Here is a 16,264-nt window from a genome sequence, read left to right as displayed (position 1 = left end):
TGTATAATGTAATATGTAAACAGAATTAACTCTTTCCTCTCCTCTGCGTGCTCTGCGCCTCTGTGGTTCGTTCTTCTGATTTTAAAGTGACACAACCCGAAGCTTTGCGATCGCTCTTAGAATCTGTTGCTGCTGGTGAAGTAAATCCAGTAGAAGCTTTTGATAAGCTAAAATATTTAAACTACGAACCTGTTGGCGATTTTGCCCGAATTGACCATCATCGCCGTTTACGCACAGGTTTTCCTGAAGTTATCTGGGGACCAGGAAAAACACCCGATCAGATCGCCCAAATTATGATCGCCATGCGCGATCGCGGTTCGGTTGTCATGGCGACGCGGATTGAACCCGAAGTTTACGCCAAGTTACAAGAAAAAGTGCCAGATTTGTATTACTACGCAATGGCGCGAATCTGTGCAATCACACCTCCCAATTTCCCTAGTGGGGGAGACCCAGGGGGGGTAGGTGGTGTCATTAGTATTCTTTCCGCTGGTACTGCTGATTTACCCGTAGCAGAAGAAGCTGCTGTGACTGCAGAACTCTCCGGTTTTCGCGTTCATAGGTTGTGGGATGTCGGTGTTGCTGGAATTCATCGCTTGCTGAATAATCGCCACGTTGTTGAATCAGCAGATGTCTTAATCGTCGTCGCTGGAATGGAAGGTGCGTTACCCAGTGTTGTTGCAGGTTTAGCCGATTGTCCTGTGATTGCGGTTCCCACTAGTATCGGTTATGGTGCGAGTTTTGGTGGATTAGCGCCCCTCTTGACAATGCTCAATTCTTGTGCCGCGGGAGTTGGTGTTGTAAATATCGATAATGGCTTTGGTGCGGCGGTTTTGGCTGGACAAATTTTAAGAGCAGCGCACAAGTTACATCTAAGTCAAAGCAGCGATTAGCTAAGAAAACTCTTTTATGAAGCAACCTGTCACGAGTGTTGCCATTATCTTAAGTATCATACTAGTATCTGTATCTGTTTATCTACCTACAACAGTTTTGAGTCAGACAGAATTAGCGAGCGTTAAGTTCGGTTTACCGTTTTCGTTCATAGTTCAAAAATTATTAAGTTAATAATCATAAAATTAAATTACAAATATACAGAAAATAGGAACAACGTGTTGATGAAAGAAGTAGTTGTGTTTGGGACACATTATTATGTCAGCACCATTTTATCGTGTCATTAAAGGTAAGTTTGTCATCAAAGGTAAAGAACCTGATGGCGATTCAGTCAGATTTATCGCTGATAATCCAGATTTGTATGAAGAACTGCATCGCAGTTATCGGATTGAATTGTCACGCGATCGCAGCGTACAACTACGATTTGAAGGGATTGATGCCCCTGAAGTTCACTACGGTAGAGATGCTCAAATCTTGGGCGATAAAACCCGCGATTGCCTTCTAGAGGGGATGGGTTTCAAAAATATCGTTTTTCTAGGAAACCGCGTTGAGTCTGCTAACCCAGATAGCGTGCCTGGAGCGATTCTATCAAAAGCTGCAGATGCTAACGGTCGTCCAGTCTCCTATATTTTCTTAGAAGAAGATACAAAACAACTAGACGATGCAGATTGGATTCGAGTTGAGGAAAAACAACTTGAAAAAACAATCAATCATCAAATGCTTCAAGATGGTAATGCCTATTATACAGTTTACACATCTACACCTTTGACTCATCGAGAATCATTACGTAAAGCTGCTACAAAAGCGAAAGCCGATCAATTAGGTGTTTGGGCGGAAGATGTCACAAATCAATTTGAATTAGAAGATAAAACTTCGATTACTACACCTAATGGACAACTCATCTTACCTAAATTATTCCGTCGCAGTATTGATTACCTAAAAGCTGTCGATAAAGGCTTCGAGGGTAATTTAAAAGATTGGCTGATTTCTATTTCTTCTGGTTCGCGCAATGAAAATGATTCTGTTGTTGTAGGTAATAGTATGGAACTCAAGCTAAGTGACTTAATTAAACAACGCAATAATAAAATTGTTTTCCAAGCCGACTTACTTGATATAACATTTGTCGAGAAATAAGAGTAGATATTTTATAAATAGACTCTACCTACTAAAGTCCCCAGAAATGGAGAATCCCTGCGATCCAGAGGACACTGCGCGATCGCGCTGCGCCGACAGTACCGCAAATGTCTGTAGGGGTGTCCCCCGTTGTAGCAAGTGGTGTGGACTTATAGGGCTTTTCAAACGCTCAAACAGGGTGAGAAGCGGCTTCACTCTAGTACAATATCCAACCAAGTAGGATAAGCATACGAATTTTCGCTTTCTAGTTCTCCAGGATACGTTTTAAAAATCCACTCAGCGACACATTTAAGATTTTCAAGCGGCAATTCATCATCAGTAGAAGCTTCAAAAGCTAAACTCCACCAAGGATGGCGATTAACTTCTAACTCGGTTATTTCTACATTACAAGTGCGATTGCTGCTTGAATCATTGATCTCAATTGCGATAACTTCCTGTCTGGCAGAAAGTTGATATTTTCGCTGAGTACGTACCTTGTTAATACTCACCCAAGCTTTTTTACTTATAACCTCTTGTGGCTGAAAGATTTCATTACTTGCATCTTCACACAACCACTTTGCCCACTTTTCTGCTTTACCTGTAGTCTTGCCAAATTGTAAATCACCTAATTTGGCTTTGCGCCATTTAATTTCTAATCTTCCCTGTCGCAGTTTAATACCCACAAAATCACTTTCAGGAACGTATAAATAAATATCTTGGCGTTTTTCCGCTGGTGCTAAATATCCAAGCTGATCTTGCTCAAACCATTGACAAACGTGTTGTGGTAGTTTACCAGGATAAAACCAACGTAATTCTGCTGTTGTCAGCATACATATATTCCTTATCGATTTGATCTCCAGCATGACAAGCAACACGTATCAAGGCGAGTATCCCAAGGTGAGATAATGAAAATTGCCTCGAGTATATTTGTTACCGAGATTTGTTCGCTCAATCCACGCTAGAGCAATTCTTTGTCACAGAAAATCTTATAGAGAATAGGTGTAAAAGCCTTAAAGGGAGAAATGTTGAAACGAATTTTGGTAATTTTATTAATCACTTTCAGCGTCAGTCTGACAAGCTGTTCATCAGCCGTTTCTGGCTTAAAAAGTTATGTCGATAGCACCGATGGATATGAGTTTTTGTATCCTAATGGGTGGGTTCCAGTCAATGTCTCGAATGGTCCTGATGTGGTACTTCACGATTTAATAGAAACAACCGAAAACGTGTCTGTCGTTATTAGTGATGTTCCTCAAGGCAAAACTTTAGCTGATTTGGGAAGTCCCAGCGAGGTAGGCTATAAACTAGGAAAAAGCGCGATCGCACCTCCCGAATCTGGGCGAGAAGCTGAGTTAGTTAACGCTGAAGAATTAGCAACAGACGCAAAAACGTACTACCTTCTAGAATACACAGTCAAGCTTCCCAATCAACAACAACGCCACAACATCGCCAGTGTCGCCGTCAGTCGTGGTAAATTATTCACGTTCAACGCCTCTACCCCCGAACGACGTTGGACAAAAGTCAAGCCTACACTAGATGCAGTCGTCAAATCTTTTACAGTTTATTAGTAGTTTACAAGCAGCGATCAAGCGTGAGGAATCCACGGTGTCAGAAAAATACAGCCCTGACTTTCAAACCCACTCAAAATTTACCTTGCACGAATCAACAAACTGCATAATACTTCACACCAGAAAAATTTCCTGACCCCTGACCTCTCTCACATGGCTATGCAATTTATTCTTGCGTCTGCTTCCCCCGCGCGACGTCGTTTGCTACAAAGCGTCGGAATTGATCCTATAGTTTTCCCTAGTAACTTCGACGAATCTCAAATTCAAGAACGCGATCCTCGGTTATTAGTTAAAACTTTAGCCCGTAGTAAAGCAGAAACTGTTGCACCTCAATTTGATTCTGGATTGATTATGGGGTGCGATTCGGTTTTATTCATCAACGGTGAAATTCATGGTAAGCCGACTAATACAGAAGAAGCGATCGCCCGTTGGCAGAAAATGCGGAGTAATGTTGGCGAACTCTACACAGGTCATTCTTTAATTGACTTGCGTCAACACCATACACTAGTACGCTGCCAAGTGACACGAGTTTACTTTGCTTCTGCAAGCGATCGCCAAATTGAAGCTTACGTCGCGACAGGAGAACCGCTTAAATGCGCAGGTGGCTTTGCGTTAGAAGGTAAAGGCGGTTTATTTGTAGAAAAGCTAGAAGGCTGTCACACTAACGTCATCGGTTTGAGTTTACCGCTACTACGTCAGATGCTGAGTGATTTGGGCTATGACATTGTAGATTTTTGGCACTAATACAATGCATAAAACTGATGCGCGTCAAGTTGTTTTTCCACATTGCGGAACACCTACGCAACCCATTTATCACTTAGTAATTAACACAAAAACAACGCCTCGTCGTGACTAAAATCGCTAGGAAGTTCGCGCAACTGTACCTAGCTATTTGCTGTCAATTCTGGTTGTACTTGATTTAGAAAAGGTTTGATACTCCATTGCAATTGTTCGTTGCGGATTTTGCGGACATCAAGCTTTATTACTGTTTCCTTCGTTAGCAAAAATAACGTTTGGCGGTTGAAACCGCATTCGTCTACGCAGGTGGACTTTGTACGTCAAGCTGCAATTTCAGTCGCCAGGCGGCTAAATACAAATATTTTACATATTTTCTGTAACTTATGCTACAAAAACAGAGTAGCTTTCAGCAAGAAGTTGTTTCATAAGTTTACTTTTAGGCAAGCGGCACTCCTGCTAGCGGTAATCTAGTTAAAACAACAAGTAAACACAAGTGTTGTTTTATGACATCCACGACCTACTCGCTACGATCACAACAGCATCCCTTAATTCGTCAATTAGCTGATACCATCGAGTCAACGTGGCGGCGCTTAGAACTATCTCCTTACCAATTACCGCATGAGTTTGGGTATGTCGAAGGAAGATTAGAAGGCGAAAAACTCACGATTGAAAATCGCTGCTACCAAACGCTGCAGTTTCGCAAAATGCACCTCGAACTTGCCAAAGTAGGAACAACGCTGGATATTCTGCATTGCGTCATGTTTCCTCGCCCTGAATACAATTTACCGATGTTTGGTTGCGATTTAGTCGGCGGTAGAGGGCAAATTAGTGCAGCGATCGCCGATTTGTCTCCTGTTACGGATGGTAACTTACCTGATGCCTATTCTCAAGCATTAGCCGCGCTTTCTGCAGTTGCATTTTCTCAACCAAGAGAACTTCCCGAATGGGGACACATTTTCTCAAAATTTTGTCTCTTTATTCGCCCAAATAGTGAAGTCGAAGAAGCAAAATTTCTTCAGCAAGTCCAAAATTACTTAGACATTCATGTGACACAGGCGATCGCCGCGCAACCTGTATCAGCAGCACAACAAGCACAAATCCTAGTAGGTCAACGCCAATACTGTACGCAACAACAGCAAAACGATAAAACCCGCCGCGTTTTAGAAAAAGCTTTTGGCAAAGAATGGGCAGAACGCTATATGACGACAGTATTATTTGATTACGTTGAATGAATTAAAACAGTCCCCACCACCTGCGATCGCTCTAACAATAATGCTAGCAACAGTCGTAGATTGTGGGGCGTTTGTGAAGCCTGGCGACTCTTGTCGCGGCTTGATAAGCAAAGTCCACGAAGGTGGACTAATGAAATTTCGTGCTAAACAAACCAGTGAAGACGGTTTTGTTTCTGTAGCTGCTTTTCCGTCGAATTGACATTAGCACTAAGACATAGCTTGAATAATATAATCAAAGTAGGGCGCAGCTTCGGCAGCGTCTTCTGAACTTAATAAGCCCAAAGATGCCTCTTTAAGACAACGAATCGATTCAACCATTCCTGGGACAGGCACTCCGAGCGAATTATACATTTCTCGGACACCAATTAAGCCAATTTTTTCAATCGGCTCTTTATCTCCAGAAAGCACACCGTATGTAATCAAGCGCAAGTACCAACCGTAATCACGCAGACACAAAGCCCGTTGGCGTTCGCCATAAGCATTTCCACCAGGCGCAATAAAATCGGGGCGTTTCTGCCAAAGTTGTTTACTGGCTTGCTGTACAATTTTCTTTTCGTTTTCTGCTAGCGTACTCGCAATACGCATCCGTTGTTCGCCGGTTTGCAAAAAATCTTTGATGTTTTTTAATTCGCCGCTGCTAGGATAACGCAGTTCGTCGTCGGCTTTAAGAATAACGTTGCTGACTATGCTCATGATTAAGGGTATCTCAAAGATCAAAAGAATATCACTTGTAGTTTAACGAGTCAGTGGCACTTAAAGAAAGAGAGAGAATACTGTGTCTATAACAGAATTATCTAATATCGATGCTCAAAATCAGTCAAAAAATTTGTGGCGACAAGGTAATTTAGTCGAAGTTGTCATTCATGACTTGAGTGATACTGGTGACGGTGTGGGAAAATTTGGCGATCGCGTTGTTTTTGTTCCTGATACTGTACCAGGCGATCGCGCCTTAGTACGCCTTACCTACACTAAACCCGAATTCGCGCGTGCTAAGCTTTACGAGTTCCTTGAATCCTCTCCACACCGCGTTCGTCCGAGTTGTATCGTTGCTGATAAGTGTGGCGGTTGTCAGTGGCAACATATCAGCTATAAATATCAATTAGAAGCCAAGCGCAATTTAGTCGTACAAGCTTTACAACGCATCGGTGGCTTTAAACATCCCCCAGTTGATTCGGTTCTCGCCGCACCGTCACCGTTAAGCTATCGTAACAAAGCGACATATCCTTTAGGAATTTCCGCAACCGGACAAGTTCAAGCAGGTTACTTTCAAAAAAATAGCCATCAACTAATTAATCTTAATCAATGTCCGATACAAGACTCGCGGTTAAATCCCTTACTACGCGAAATTAAGCAAGATATTCAAAACCAAAACTGGCAAATTTACGATGAAAAGCGCCATCAAGGGCAAATTCGTCACTTAGCGCTACGCATTGGGCGTCGCACTGGTGAAATGCTTTTGACGCTTGTCGTCAAAGATTGGATACCAGAAATTACAACTCAAGCGCAGAAATGGTTACACCGATATCCACATTTAGTAGGCGTAGCTGTAAATCGCAACGGCGATCGCACCAATGCAATTTTTGGGCAAGAGACTCAGTGTATTGCAGGTAAGGATTACCTCATTGAAGAATTTGCCGGACTACAATTTCAAGTACGTCCTGAGACATTTTTTCAAGTTAATACCGAAGCCGCAGAAGCTTTGTTGCAGGAAATCGCACAGCAACTTAATTTACACGGACACGAAGTGTTACTTGATGCGTATTGTGGAATTGGTACGCTAAGTTTACCCCTCGCGCAGCAAGTTAGACAAGTAATCGGTTTAGAATTGCAGCCAACTTCAGTACAGCAAGCCCAACGCAATGCGGATTTAAATCATATCCATAATGTTACTTTTCAAGCGGGCAAGGTTGAAAAATTACTACCCCACCTAGAAATCGTACCTGATGTTGTGTTACTCGATCCGCCGCGTAAAGGCTGCGATCGCACAGTTATTGAAACTTTATTGCAAGTTCAACCACCACAAATTGTCTACGTTAGCTGTAAAGCCGCAACGCTCGCTCGTGACCTCAAATTACTATGTCAAACTGGAGTATATCATCTATTCTGCGTCCAACCCGCAGATTTCTTTCCACAGACATCGCACGTAGAGTGTGCAGCCTTTCTTGTCAAAAACTAGCACTATAGACCAATTGAAGAGGTGCTTAAAACATGGTAGGAGTTCAGAATCATCAGCCTAGATAGCTTTTACCGTAGGTTTGCTATCCGTAAAAAGCTCAGTAATTAGCCATTAAATTCATCACGCTACCACCTAATCAACACGAATTCTGCGCGCGCCATTGTCGAATCCATTGTCTGAATGCTTTTAAAGCAGGACTTCTCCCTGTCGAACGTGCTTGCTCAACAAATTCTGTAATAATTTTGATAATCGGCAGTTCAGGAAACGTTGGACTTATAGAAGACTCGATGTATTGGTTATTTTGCAGCAGATCAATTCGTAACTGGCGATTCTCAAACCGCCAAAGTTCGGGAACTTTCAATGCTTTATAAGCATCCATCTGGGTTTTAGACGTTACGTCAATTTCAATCACCAAATCTGGGGGAGGATCAGCGGTTAGGTCGATTCTACTGCGACCAATCATTTGTGCGTGATTTGCAATGTAAAATGACTCATCCGGCTCAACTCCGCGTTCCATATCCTGTCGCTTGAAAGTCGTTGAACCAAAAGACTCGCAATCTATTTCTAATTCTTCAAGTAAGATTTTTACTAAATCTCCAATGATTCCCTTGGTAACTTCATGTTCCGGCAGCGGTGTCATAATCTCTAACGTACCTTGGCTATAGGCAACTCGCGAGCCACGATGTTCGCCTAATTCTTCTAAAATCTCCTCAAATTGCTGCCAGTTTACATTTTGCAATACTATGCGTTGCCCTGGTGAGACATCAATTTGACTCAGTTGCAGCATTACCATAATTCACAATTAATAACTATTATATTTTGTTGAACGTGAACGTAACTTGCGATCGCACATACCAATACTTCAAGTATTGTCTCTACGTATATAAATGTTAGAATAAGATTAAACTTGCATTTTTTAGCTAGAAAAACCGGTTACAGGTGTATCCGCAAGTGAGTCAACTTTAGTTTGGCTTATGTACTTATAGATTGGCAGAAAACTGACGAGGAATCTATGCTTTTGAAGGCTGAAAGCTTGATACAACCAAATGACTGCACAATCATATTTATCACAATAGACTACACGACCAGATCACAAACTGTGTTTCAGTGAAATGCTCCAATTTCTTTAGAACAAATTAGTTTTTGCTCAGAGTGAATTGGATTTAAGTAACTAAAATCTGCCAAACAAAGGCTGATATTTACTAGCTAAAAGCTACGAGGTTTTTGATCTGTGATTACTATTTCACCTCGTCCAGTAGGACGTCCTTGGGGTACAATTAGCTTTGCCTCAACTCTTTATCTGTGTCCGATTTTGGACTTACTTTTGGCAGAAGTACCCCATAGATGGCAAGCAGAACTACGTTTAGGGCTACAAGAAGCCTTAGTGAATGCAGCAAAACACGGCAACAATCTTGATCCCAGTAAGCTAGTCATCGTTAAGTTTAAGATCGAAGACGACCACTACTGGTGGTTAATTTCAGACGAGGGTGGAGGTTTTACTCCTCCGTGCGAATGCAAGGGAAATCCTCACGAATACTTACCTCCAGAAGAATCAGAAAATGGTCGGGGATTATGTATTTTACACAAAATTTTTGATCGCGTTCATTGGAACGCCAATGGTACAGAGTTAAGACTTGGTAAGCATTTTAATAATCGTTTCCGCCTACCATTATTACATTAAATCCACATATAGCTGTGTGCTTACCCTTGACTTGTGTGTCCATGTGTGGGACAAGGTGGTGCAGAAATTGAGCGATCTAGCCAGCTAGATGCTTGGTTGAGTCGTTGTAAAGCTTCTTCAGGTTGATCCTTCAGTAAAAATACAATTGCCGCCGCAGCTTGCTCGCTAGCACGCACTTTACGGTTAGACTTTAAGCGATGCCAGTCTTGGGGCGATATCGCCAGTTTTTCCATCAAAGCTTGCGCTAGTTCTAAAGTACTCAAGTTTTGGATATCAGAAGTTTTCTTATCTTGGTCAGCTTGTAACATACTCATTAAAAGGTATTTTTATTTATTCTTACTTATAATGCATGGATGCATACCAATTAGTTTTAGGTTTGCTATACAAGATACACGAACCTTCATCCCATATCCGAGATGGCGCAGCCGCCCCAAGAACCATTATCAAGTGAAATTGAGCGATCGCTTGCAAAGGTCGAGCGATCGCTCGTTGCGTTAAAGCAAAGATATACTCAAGTGCAAATTGACTTACAGCGTCAAGCAAACCTTCATCAGCGCCAAAAAGAACTTGGTAAAACGAAAAATGCAGAGTTTCAAGCTGAATTAAAACGCATTCAAGCCGAACTTGACGAAATCGAAGTAAATTTAGAAAGTCAATTGTTTTCTTGGGGAAGTCTCAAAGAACCATTTTGGCAAGCTGTGCGCTTCGGTGGCTTAGGAATGCTGATCGGCTGGATGTTAAAGTCCTGTACAAGCTAGTGCCTAGTGACTCGTGTCAAGAGTGGCTAGCAATTAGTCAATAGCAACTACTCATTAAATTCTCCCCCTCCTTTCCTGCTTTTACTGCACAATAAGCTTCACTTTCCACTCCCTACTTGCGATCATGAAACGACGAATTATTGATATTTTGCGCCACGGTCAACCAGATGAGTCTGTGACGATTCAAGGTTGGGTACGGACAAAACGCGATTTGAAAGGATTTGCTTTTATTGAAGTGAACGATGGTTCATCACTCGCGAATCTGCAAGTTGTACTCAATGCTGAACTGCCAGAATACGAGTCACTTTTAAAGCAAGCTAATACGGGATCTTCCGTTGAAGTTACCGGAAAACTCGTCGCGTCGCAAGGTAAAGGACAGCGAATTGAAGTACAAGCGCAAAGCGTGAAAGTCTACGGGGAAGCTGATCCCGAAACATACCCACTACAAAAGAAACGTCATTCGTTTGAATTTTTACGCACAATTGGACATTTGCGATCGCGTACCAATTCTTTGGGTGCCGTTTTTCGCGTGCGCAATGCTTGTGCAACTGCTGTGCATCAATTTTTTCAAGAACGCGGCTTTTTGTGGGTACATACGCCAATTATCACGCGCAACGATTGCGAAGGTGCGGGAGAATTATTTACCGTTACAGGCTTTGATTTCAAAGATATCCCGCGTACAGAAACCCAAGAAGTTGATTTTAGCAAAGATTTTTTTGGTGGCAAGGCGTATCTCACCGTCAGTGGGCAACTCGAAGCCGAAGTCATGGCAATGGCATTTAGTAATGTTTACACATTTGGTCCCACTTTTCGCGCCGAAAACTCTAACACATCGCGCCATTTAGCCGAATTTTGGATGATTGAGCCTGAAATGGCATTTTGCGATCTTCAGGGAAATATGGATTTAGCTGAAGCATTTCTCAAGCATATTTTTAGGTATGTGCTGGAAACTTGCCCTGAAGATATGGAGTTCTTCAATCAGCGGATTGATAACTCTGTCATTGCAACGGCTGAAAATATTATTCACAAAGAGTTTGAGCGCATTACTTACACCGAAGCGATCGCACTTTTAGAAAAATCTAACGCACAATTTGAGTATCCTGTCAAGTGGGGTTTAGATTTACAATCAGAACACGAGCGTTATCTAGCCGAACACTTATTTAAAAAACCCGTTATTGTCTCTGACTATCCTGTCGAGATTAAAGCATTCTATATGCGGCTCAACGACGATGAAAAAACCGTTGCAGCGATGGATATCCTTGCGCCCAAAATTGGCGAAATCGTCGGCGGTTCGCAGCGGGAAGAACGCTTAGACGTATTAGAACAGAGAATTCAAGCTCAAGGAATGAATCCTGCTGATTTGTGGTGGTATTTAGATTTACGCCGTTATGGTACAGTTCCTCACGCAGGTTTTGGCTTAGGATTTGAGCGCTTAGTGCAATTCATGACAGGTATGGGCAATATCCGCGATGTGATTCCGTTCCCGCGATCGCCATTAAGTGCAGAATTTTAACATAGTAGGAGGTAAATCACATTCAATCGACTGTAGATTAAGCTTTTGCTTATTTGCGCGTATGTCAGATGCTTTCCAGTTTGTTGCGGAATATCGTTTTGTTCCGATTTGATGAAAGAACAGGAGAAGTATTCATTCTTACAGCAGACAATATCCAGGTAATTGTAAGGCGTGACGGTAATTGGGAGTTTTTTAATGAAACCTGATTTTAAAGCTATGTCTTAGCAGAGTTGCGAGATTATGTCAAGGAGCATCGCAATGACAATGAAGCAATTCACGAGTTATTTGTAAATCGGCGAGATCCTAATGCCAAAAAGTATCCAGCCCCTTTAGATGAAGCAGGGATCAAAATTATGGAAGAAGCTTTTCGCCGCAAAATTCAGGGCGAACCGGAAACATAGTCTTCTTCAAACAATGACTTGCGCGATCGCCCAGAGACAGTTTCTTACTTAGAAGCCTTAACAAAACTGAATTGTTCCTTACCAAAAAGCTTAACCCTAAACCGAACTTTACTTACAAAAACTCAGCGATCGCACTTGCTAAGTTTCGTTGCTTTTCTCCTATTTGCTGTGTATAATCGACTTCCAGGGAATTAAATCCGGTATCCCGACCGAATAACCGGAGTTTAAAGGAGAGCGTTACATGGGGCTGTGGCGAAATATTCTAGGGTTGAGAGCATCCTGGAAGAAGTTTGTGTCTCTCTTTCTCGTAGGAGTTGGTTTGAGCGTTGCGATCGCATCGTGCGCGCCTTCGAGTGCGCAGAATCGCGATGTAGAAATAACACTTGTTTCCTACGCTGTGACAAAAGCCGCGTACAAAGAAATTATCCCGCAGTTTACGGCGATGTGGAAACAGCAACATAACCAGAATGTGCTATTTAACGAAAGTTACGGTGGTTCTGGCGCGCAAACGCGTGCGGTAGTAGATGGATTGGATGCCGATGTCGTCGCGTTAGCATTAGCGCTGGACATGAAAAAAGTTGAAAAAGCAGGCTTAATTCAACCAGGATGGGAAAACGAAGCACCGAACAACGCGATCGTGCATAAATCTGTAGCCGCGATAGTAACTCGTGAAGGCAATCCTCATGGTATTCAAACTTGGTCGGATTTAACTAAAAATAACGTCAGAGTCATTACAGCTAATCCAAAAACTTCTGGTGGGGCGCGGTGGAACTTTTTAGCGTTGTGGGGCGCAATCAAAGAAACTGGAGGCAGCGACGAGCAAGCTTTAAACTTTACTCGCGAAGTTTATCAGAACGCTCCTGTGCTACCGCGAGACGCACGCGAAGCAAGTGATGTCTTTTTCAATCAAGAAGAAGGCGATGCTTTAATTAATTACGAAAACGAAGTCATATTAGCAGCGCAACGTGGTGAAAAGTTACCATATATAGTACCAAAAGTCAATATTTCGATTGATAATCCGATTGCGGTAGTCGATAGAAACGTTGACCGACACGGCAATCGCGAAGTAGCAGAAGCCTTTGTTCAATTTCTATTTACTCCTGCGGCGCAACGCGAGTTTGCCAAAGTAGGATTTCGACCGGTTGACCCTACAGTAGAACAAGAATTTGCTAACAAATATCCCAAGATTGAAACACTGTTTACAGTGCAAGATCTCGGAGGCTGGAATACAGTACAACGGCAGTTTTTTGAAGATGGTGCTGAATTTGACAAGATTCAGGCAAGTTTGGCAACAAGGTAATAGTGCTACCGAAGGCGATCACTTTGCTTCCATAGCAGCAAACACGGCAACATTAAACCGCGCATACATCAACTCTAACCACATTCAATTTATGGCTGTATCTTCCACGCGCCCAGTTCCGGTGCGCAATAACCCACGATTTTACTTGTCATGGCCTTGGCGGATTACGATCACCTACATGACATTTATGCTGCTTTTACCAGTTGCGGCGTTATTCTTGAGGGCAGCGACGGTATCACCAGCGGAATTTTGGCAAATCGCGACAAGTCCCGTAGCGCTTTCAGCCTATGATGTCACCTTTGTTACGGCAATTATCGCAGCTTCCGTGAACGCCGTATTTGGGACTTTAATTGCTTGGGTTTTAGTACGCTACAATTTTCCTCTAAAACGATTTATTGATGCAGCGATAGATTTACCTTTTGCTTTACCAACAGCAGTTGCTGGATTAACCTTAGTATCGGTTTATAGTGAAACCGGTTGGATTGGTTCTTTACTTGCGCCTTTAGGCATTAGAGTCGCGTTTACACGATTAGGCGTCGGTGTAGCAATGCTGTTTATCTCTTTACCGTTTGTCGTGCGATCGCTACAGCCTGTTTTACAAGAATTGGATATCGATGTCGAAGAAGCTGCATGGAGTTTAGGTGCTTCTCGAATTCAAACCTTTTGGCGTGTTGTTCTACCGCCATTGTTACCAGCTTTATTAACAGGTGTCGCCTTAGGCTTTTCTCGTGCTGTAGGAGAATACGGCTCGATTGTGATTATTGCTTCTAATATTGCATTCAAAGATTTAATCGCATCTGTACTAATTTTCCAGCGTTTAGAACAATACGACTATGCAGGTGCAACTGTTATTGGCACTGTTTTATTGCTAATTTCGCTCCTCATTCTGGTGGGGATCAATTTGTTACAAGCTTGGAGGAGACGCTATGAGGTCTAATGCCTTAAGTGGTGATATAGTTGCCCAAAACAAAGCAGGTTCTCAAACACGAGAAGCCCCCTGGGTAAGAATTGCATTAATTGGCATTGCAGTTATTTACCTTAGCTTAGTCCTATTTTTGCCTGCACTTAACGTTTTCGTCCAAGCTTTCCGAAGTGGAGTAGGACCTTTCTTTCACAACTTTTCTGATCCAGCATTTATCAATGCGATTAGACTAACAGTCCTGATTGCTTTAATTGTTGTACCCATTAACACTATCTTTGGTTTGTGTGCAGCTTGGGCAATCACACGGCACAAATTCCCTGGTCGCGCTTTAGTCATTAGCATTATAGACTTACCATTTGCCGTTTCTCCTGTTGTCGCAGGTTTGATGGTGGTATTACTCTACGGCAGAAGTGGTTGGTTAGGACCAACACTGGAAGCGCTGAATATCAGAATTATTTTTGCACTCCCCGCGATGATTATTGCCAGTGCTTTTATTACTATGCCATTCGTAGCAAGAGAAGTCATTCCTGTTCTAGAAGAAGCTGGTACAGACCAAGAAGAAGCTGCTAAAACCTTGGGCGCAAAAGATTGGCAGATATTTTGGCGCGTCACACTCCCTAATATTCGTTGGGGACTACTGTACGGTGTGATTCTAACGAATGCCAGAGTTATGGGCGAATTTGGTGCTGTGTCTGTCGTTTCAGGCAATATTATCCGTAAAACACAAACACTGCCACTGTACGTTGAAGAAGCTTACAAACAGTATGAATCTCAAGCGGCATTTGCTGCATCAGTATTACTTGCTTGTTTAGCATTGGTGACTTTGGTACTTAAAGAAATTTTAGAGCGCAAAACTAGCATCAAAGAAGTGGAATAGGTAATTGAAATGGCAATTTCTAGCCAAGCTGAAAATCGACCTACCAAAGCCCAAATCAAAATTCGTATTCCTAAGCAGCTGCACGAAGAACCAGTCATTTCGCATCTGATTTCTCAGCATCGTCTTACCGTCAACATTGCTGCGGCGTTACTTAGCCCAAATGGACGTGATGATGGCTGGTTTGAGTTAGAACTACGAGAAACCAGCCAGCAAATTCAAAATGCCTTGATTTATCTTAAAAAGGAGTAGATCATAACTTTATGCTCAGTTAATTGCCCAGTAATTAACTACGCCATCTGATTTTCGATCGCCCAGCGTGCTAGTTCGGTTCGGTTGTGCAATCCTGTTTTACCCAACATATTAGAAACATGACTTTCCACCGTCCGCTGACTAACATTCAGTTCCTCAGCAATGTCGCGGTTTGCTAAACCTCTAGCAACAAACTGCACAACCTTTAGCTCGGTTTGAGTTAGGTGAACGTCAAAAGGAACTTGAATTTTAGGTGCAATTTCACTACCGTTATTTGTTTGCTGCGTGCGGCGATATGCCTGTTTTAGCGATGCTTCCACCTGTGCGACGAGTTCTTCTGGTTCAAAGGGCTTGACCATGTAAACATCAGCACCAGTATTCAGACCTTTAACTCGATCTTGACTTTGACCTTTAGCTGAAAGAAAAAGAACTGGAATCCAGCTAATACGCTCATCTTGGCGGACGTTATTGACAAACGTGTAGCCATCCATTTCTGGCATCATCACGTCGCAGATAATCATATCTGGAACTTCCTGCTCTAAAATTTGCAGGGCTGCGCGTCCATTTTCTGCGGTGATTACTTCATAACCGCGAAATTCTAAATAATCTTTGACGAGCAAAATCAAGTTCGGGTCATCGTCAATCAGGAGTAGTCGCTTGTTGTCTTTGGCAGTAGTTTCTTTCATGATGTCTGCTACTCACTACAATTGAGCTAAAGGTATTTATCAATAATCTTTTCTACAATATTTTCTGCTTGTTGGCATGGTGTTAATAATATTATTTTCTGGTTGAAGTATATTAACATTATGTTTTTTGAGAGGGTTGGCAAGCTGTAACCGAGAATAGAGGTA

General features: G+C 42.4%; 21 protein-coding genes. 16 read left to right on the top strand and 5 right to left on the bottom strand.

Going from position 1 to position 16,264, the window contains the following annotated elements; genetic code table 11:
- Positions 1–86: 86 nt before the first annotated feature.
- On the top strand, positions 87–890 hold the full coding sequence (gene larB / locus NIES1031_RS17805; protein WP_073550860.1) for a nickel pincer cofactor biosynthesis protein LarB: 804 nt from the start codon (positions 87–89) through the stop codon (positions 888–890).
- Between the two features lie 256 nt (positions 891–1,146).
- A complete protein-coding gene (locus NIES1031_RS17800) occupies positions 1,147–2,022 on the top strand; it encodes a thermonuclease family protein (RefSeq protein ID WP_073550842.1) in 876 nt (291 codons plus the stop codon).
- A 191-nt stretch (positions 2,023–2,213) separates the two neighbouring features.
- Here NIES1031_RS17800 and NIES1031_RS17795 read toward each other — a convergent pair whose 3' ends face one another.
- A complete protein-coding gene (locus NIES1031_RS17795) occupies positions 2,214–2,831 on the bottom strand; it encodes a hypothetical protein (protein WP_073550841.1) in 618 nt (205 codons plus the stop codon).
- Between the two features lie 192 nt (positions 2,832–3,023).
- Here NIES1031_RS17795 and psbP point away from each other — a divergent pair, with 192 nt between their 5' ends.
- The 4 genes from psbP to NIES1031_RS17775 all read left to right on the top strand — a co-directional run bounded on the left by psbP (position 3,024) and on the right by NIES1031_RS17775 (position 5,735).
- Positions 3,024–3,566, top strand: coding sequence for a photosystem II reaction center PsbP (gene psbP / locus NIES1031_RS17790; RefSeq protein ID WP_073550840.1), 543 nt, complete (start codon positions 3,024–3,026; stop codon positions 3,564–3,566).
- A gap of 153 nt (positions 3,567–3,719) precedes the next feature.
- Positions 3,720–4,310 (top strand): Maf family protein, encoded by a 591-nt coding sequence (locus tag NIES1031_RS17785; protein ID WP_073550839.1) that lies wholly within the window; start codon positions 3,720–3,722, stop codon positions 4,308–4,310.
- Positions 4,311–4,807: 497 nt separating this feature from the next.
- Complete coding sequence (locus NIES1031_RS17780; protein ID WP_073550838.1) at positions 4,808–5,536, top strand: phycocyanobilin:ferredoxin oxidoreductase; 729 nt, start codon at positions 4,808–4,810, stop codon at positions 5,534–5,536.
- Positions 5,529–5,735 carry a hypothetical protein gene (locus NIES1031_RS17775; protein ID WP_073550837.1) on the top strand — a complete coding sequence of 69 codons (207 nt, stop codon included), beginning with the start codon at positions 5,529–5,531 and terminating at the stop codon, positions 5,733–5,735. Before NIES1031_RS17780 ends, NIES1031_RS17775 begins: the two co-directional genes overlap by 8 nt.
- An 8-nt stretch (positions 5,736–5,743) precedes the next feature.
- Here NIES1031_RS17775 and NIES1031_RS17770 read toward each other — a convergent pair whose 3' ends face one another.
- Positions 5,744–6,229, bottom strand: coding sequence for an allophycocyanin subunit alpha-B (locus NIES1031_RS17770; protein ID WP_015187670.1), 486 nt, complete (start codon positions 6,227–6,229; stop codon positions 5,744–5,746).
- Positions 6,230–6,311: 82 nt separating this feature from the next.
- On the opposite strand from NIES1031_RS17770, the gene rlmD reads away from it, so the two are divergent.
- Complete coding sequence (gene rlmD / locus NIES1031_RS17765; protein ID WP_073550836.1) at positions 6,312–7,712, top strand: 23S rRNA (uracil(1939)-C(5))-methyltransferase RlmD; 1,401 nt, start codon at positions 6,312–6,314, stop codon at positions 7,710–7,712.
- A 136-nt stretch (positions 7,713–7,848) separates the two neighbouring features.
- Here the strand turns inward: rlmD and NIES1031_RS17760 are convergent, their stop codons facing one another.
- Positions 7,849–8,505, bottom strand: coding sequence for a Uma2 family endonuclease (locus NIES1031_RS17760; protein WP_073550835.1), 657 nt, complete (start codon positions 8,503–8,505; stop codon positions 7,849–7,851).
- 438 nt (positions 8,506–8,943) lie between these two features.
- On the opposite strand from NIES1031_RS17760, the gene NIES1031_RS17755 reads away from it, so the two are divergent.
- Complete coding sequence (locus NIES1031_RS17755; RefSeq protein WP_073550834.1) at positions 8,944–9,393, top strand: ATP-binding protein; 450 nt, start codon at positions 8,944–8,946, stop codon at positions 9,391–9,393.
- 20 nt (positions 9,394–9,413) lie between these two features.
- Here NIES1031_RS17755 and NIES1031_RS17750 read toward each other — a convergent pair whose 3' ends face one another.
- Complete coding sequence (locus NIES1031_RS17750) at positions 9,414–9,707, bottom strand: DUF6439 family protein (protein WP_218596845.1); 294 nt, start codon at positions 9,705–9,707, stop codon at positions 9,414–9,416.
- 102 nt (positions 9,708–9,809) lie between these two features.
- Between NIES1031_RS17750 and NIES1031_RS17745 the strand changes: the two genes are divergently transcribed.
- The 8 genes from NIES1031_RS17745 to NIES1031_RS17715 all read left to right on the top strand — a co-directional run bounded on the left by NIES1031_RS17745 (position 9,810) and on the right by NIES1031_RS17715 (position 15,413).
- Complete coding sequence (locus NIES1031_RS17745) at positions 9,810–10,151, top strand: sll0565 family protein (protein WP_073550832.1); 342 nt, start codon at positions 9,810–9,812, stop codon at positions 10,149–10,151.
- A gap of 124 nt (positions 10,152–10,275) precedes the next feature.
- Positions 10,276–11,664: an asparagine--tRNA ligase gene (asnS, locus tag NIES1031_RS17740; RefSeq protein ID WP_218596844.1), complete on the top strand. Its 1,389-nt coding sequence runs from the start codon at positions 10,276–10,278 to the stop codon at positions 11,662–11,664.
- A 53-nt stretch (positions 11,665–11,717) separates the two neighbouring features.
- Positions 11,718–11,870 carry a DUF6888 family protein gene (locus NIES1031_RS26410; RefSeq protein WP_407919505.1) on the top strand — a complete coding sequence of 51 codons (153 nt, stop codon included), beginning with the start codon at positions 11,718–11,720 and terminating at the stop codon, positions 11,868–11,870.
- Between the two features lie 24 nt (positions 11,871–11,894).
- Positions 11,895–12,065 (top strand): DUF6887 family protein, encoded by a 171-nt coding sequence (locus NIES1031_RS24460; protein WP_236738887.1) that lies wholly within the window; start codon positions 11,895–11,897, stop codon positions 12,063–12,065.
- A 241-nt stretch (positions 12,066–12,306) separates the two neighbouring features.
- Positions 12,307–13,365: a sulfate ABC transporter substrate-binding protein gene (locus tag NIES1031_RS17730; protein WP_073550830.1), complete on the top strand. Its 1,059-nt coding sequence runs from the start codon at positions 12,307–12,309 to the stop codon at positions 13,363–13,365.
- 91 nt (positions 13,366–13,456) lie between these two features.
- Positions 13,457–14,302, top strand: coding sequence for a sulfate ABC transporter permease subunit CysT (gene cysT / locus NIES1031_RS17725; RefSeq protein ID WP_073550859.1), 846 nt, complete (start codon positions 13,457–13,459; stop codon positions 14,300–14,302).
- Complete coding sequence (gene cysW / locus NIES1031_RS17720; RefSeq protein ID WP_073550829.1) at positions 14,292–15,164, top strand: sulfate ABC transporter permease subunit CysW; 873 nt, start codon at positions 14,292–14,294, stop codon at positions 15,162–15,164. Before cysT ends, cysW begins: the two co-directional genes overlap by 11 nt.
- A gap of 9 nt (positions 15,165–15,173) precedes the next feature.
- Positions 15,174–15,413, top strand: coding sequence for an NIL domain-containing protein (locus NIES1031_RS17715; protein WP_073550828.1), 240 nt, complete (start codon positions 15,174–15,176; stop codon positions 15,411–15,413).
- A gap of 38 nt (positions 15,414–15,451) precedes the next feature.
- Here NIES1031_RS17715 and NIES1031_RS17710 read toward each other — a convergent pair whose 3' ends face one another.
- A complete protein-coding gene (locus NIES1031_RS17710) occupies positions 15,452–16,099 on the bottom strand; it encodes a response regulator transcription factor (protein ID WP_073550827.1) in 648 nt (215 codons plus the stop codon).
- Between the last annotated feature and the right edge of the window lie 165 nt (positions 16,100–16,264).

The organism is Chroogloeocystis siderophila 5.2 s.c.1, assembly GCF_001904655.1.
GTDB lineage: Bacteria > Cyanobacteriota > Cyanobacteriia > Cyanobacteriales > Chroococcidiopsidaceae > Chroogloeocystis > Chroogloeocystis siderophila.
The sequence above is the reverse complement of the archived record's forward strand: the minus strand, read 5'-3'. Positions and strand labels throughout refer to the sequence as shown.

Bases quoted from the DNA above. Each gene is read 5' to 3' on its own strand.
- NIES1031_RS17780 (WP_073550838.1), top strand. From the start codon at position 4,808: ATGACATCCACGACCTACTCGCTACGATCACAACAGCATCCCTTAATT.
- asnS (WP_218596844.1), top strand. From the start codon at position 10,276: ATGAAACGACGAATTATTGATATTTTGCGCCACGGTCAACCAGATGAG.
- NIES1031_RS17745 (WP_073550832.1), top strand. From the start codon at position 9,810: ATGGCGCAGCCGCCCCAAGAACCATTATCAAGTGAAATTGAGCGATCG.
- NIES1031_RS17760 (WP_073550835.1), bottom strand. From the start codon at position 8,505: ATGGTAATGCTGCAACTGAGTCAAATTGATGTCTCACCAGGGCAACGC.
- NIES1031_RS17730 (WP_073550830.1), top strand. From the start codon at position 12,307: ATGGGGCTGTGGCGAAATATTCTAGGGTTGAGAGCATCCTGGAAGAAG.
- NIES1031_RS17750 (WP_218596845.1), bottom strand. From the start codon at position 9,707: ATGAGTATGTTACAAGCTGACCAAGATAAGAAAACTTCTGATATCCAA.
- cysT (WP_073550859.1), top strand. From the start codon at position 13,457: ATGGCTGTATCTTCCACGCGCCCAGTTCCGGTGCGCAATAACCCACGA.
- psbP (WP_073550840.1), top strand. From the start codon at position 3,024: ATGTTGAAACGAATTTTGGTAATTTTATTAATCACTTTCAGCGTCAGT.
- NIES1031_RS17795 (WP_073550841.1), bottom strand. From the start codon at position 2,831: ATGCTGACAACAGCAGAATTACGTTGGTTTTATCCTGGTAAACTACCA.
- NIES1031_RS17785 (WP_073550839.1), top strand. From the start codon at position 3,720: ATGGCTATGCAATTTATTCTTGCGTCTGCTTCCCCCGCGCGACGTCGT.
- NIES1031_RS17715 (WP_073550828.1), top strand. From the start codon at position 15,174: ATGGCAATTTCTAGCCAAGCTGAAAATCGACCTACCAAAGCCCAAATC.
- NIES1031_RS17800 (WP_073550842.1), top strand. From the start codon at position 1,147: ATGTCAGCACCATTTTATCGTGTCATTAAAGGTAAGTTTGTCATCAAA.
- NIES1031_RS17710 (WP_073550827.1), bottom strand. From the start codon at position 16,099: ATGAAAGAAACTACTGCCAAAGACAACAAGCGACTACTCCTGATTGAC.
- NIES1031_RS17770 (WP_015187670.1), bottom strand. From the start codon at position 6,229: ATGAGCATAGTCAGCAACGTTATTCTTAAAGCCGACGACGAACTGCGT.
- cysW (WP_073550829.1), top strand. From the start codon at position 14,292: ATGAGGTCTAATGCCTTAAGTGGTGATATAGTTGCCCAAAACAAAGCA.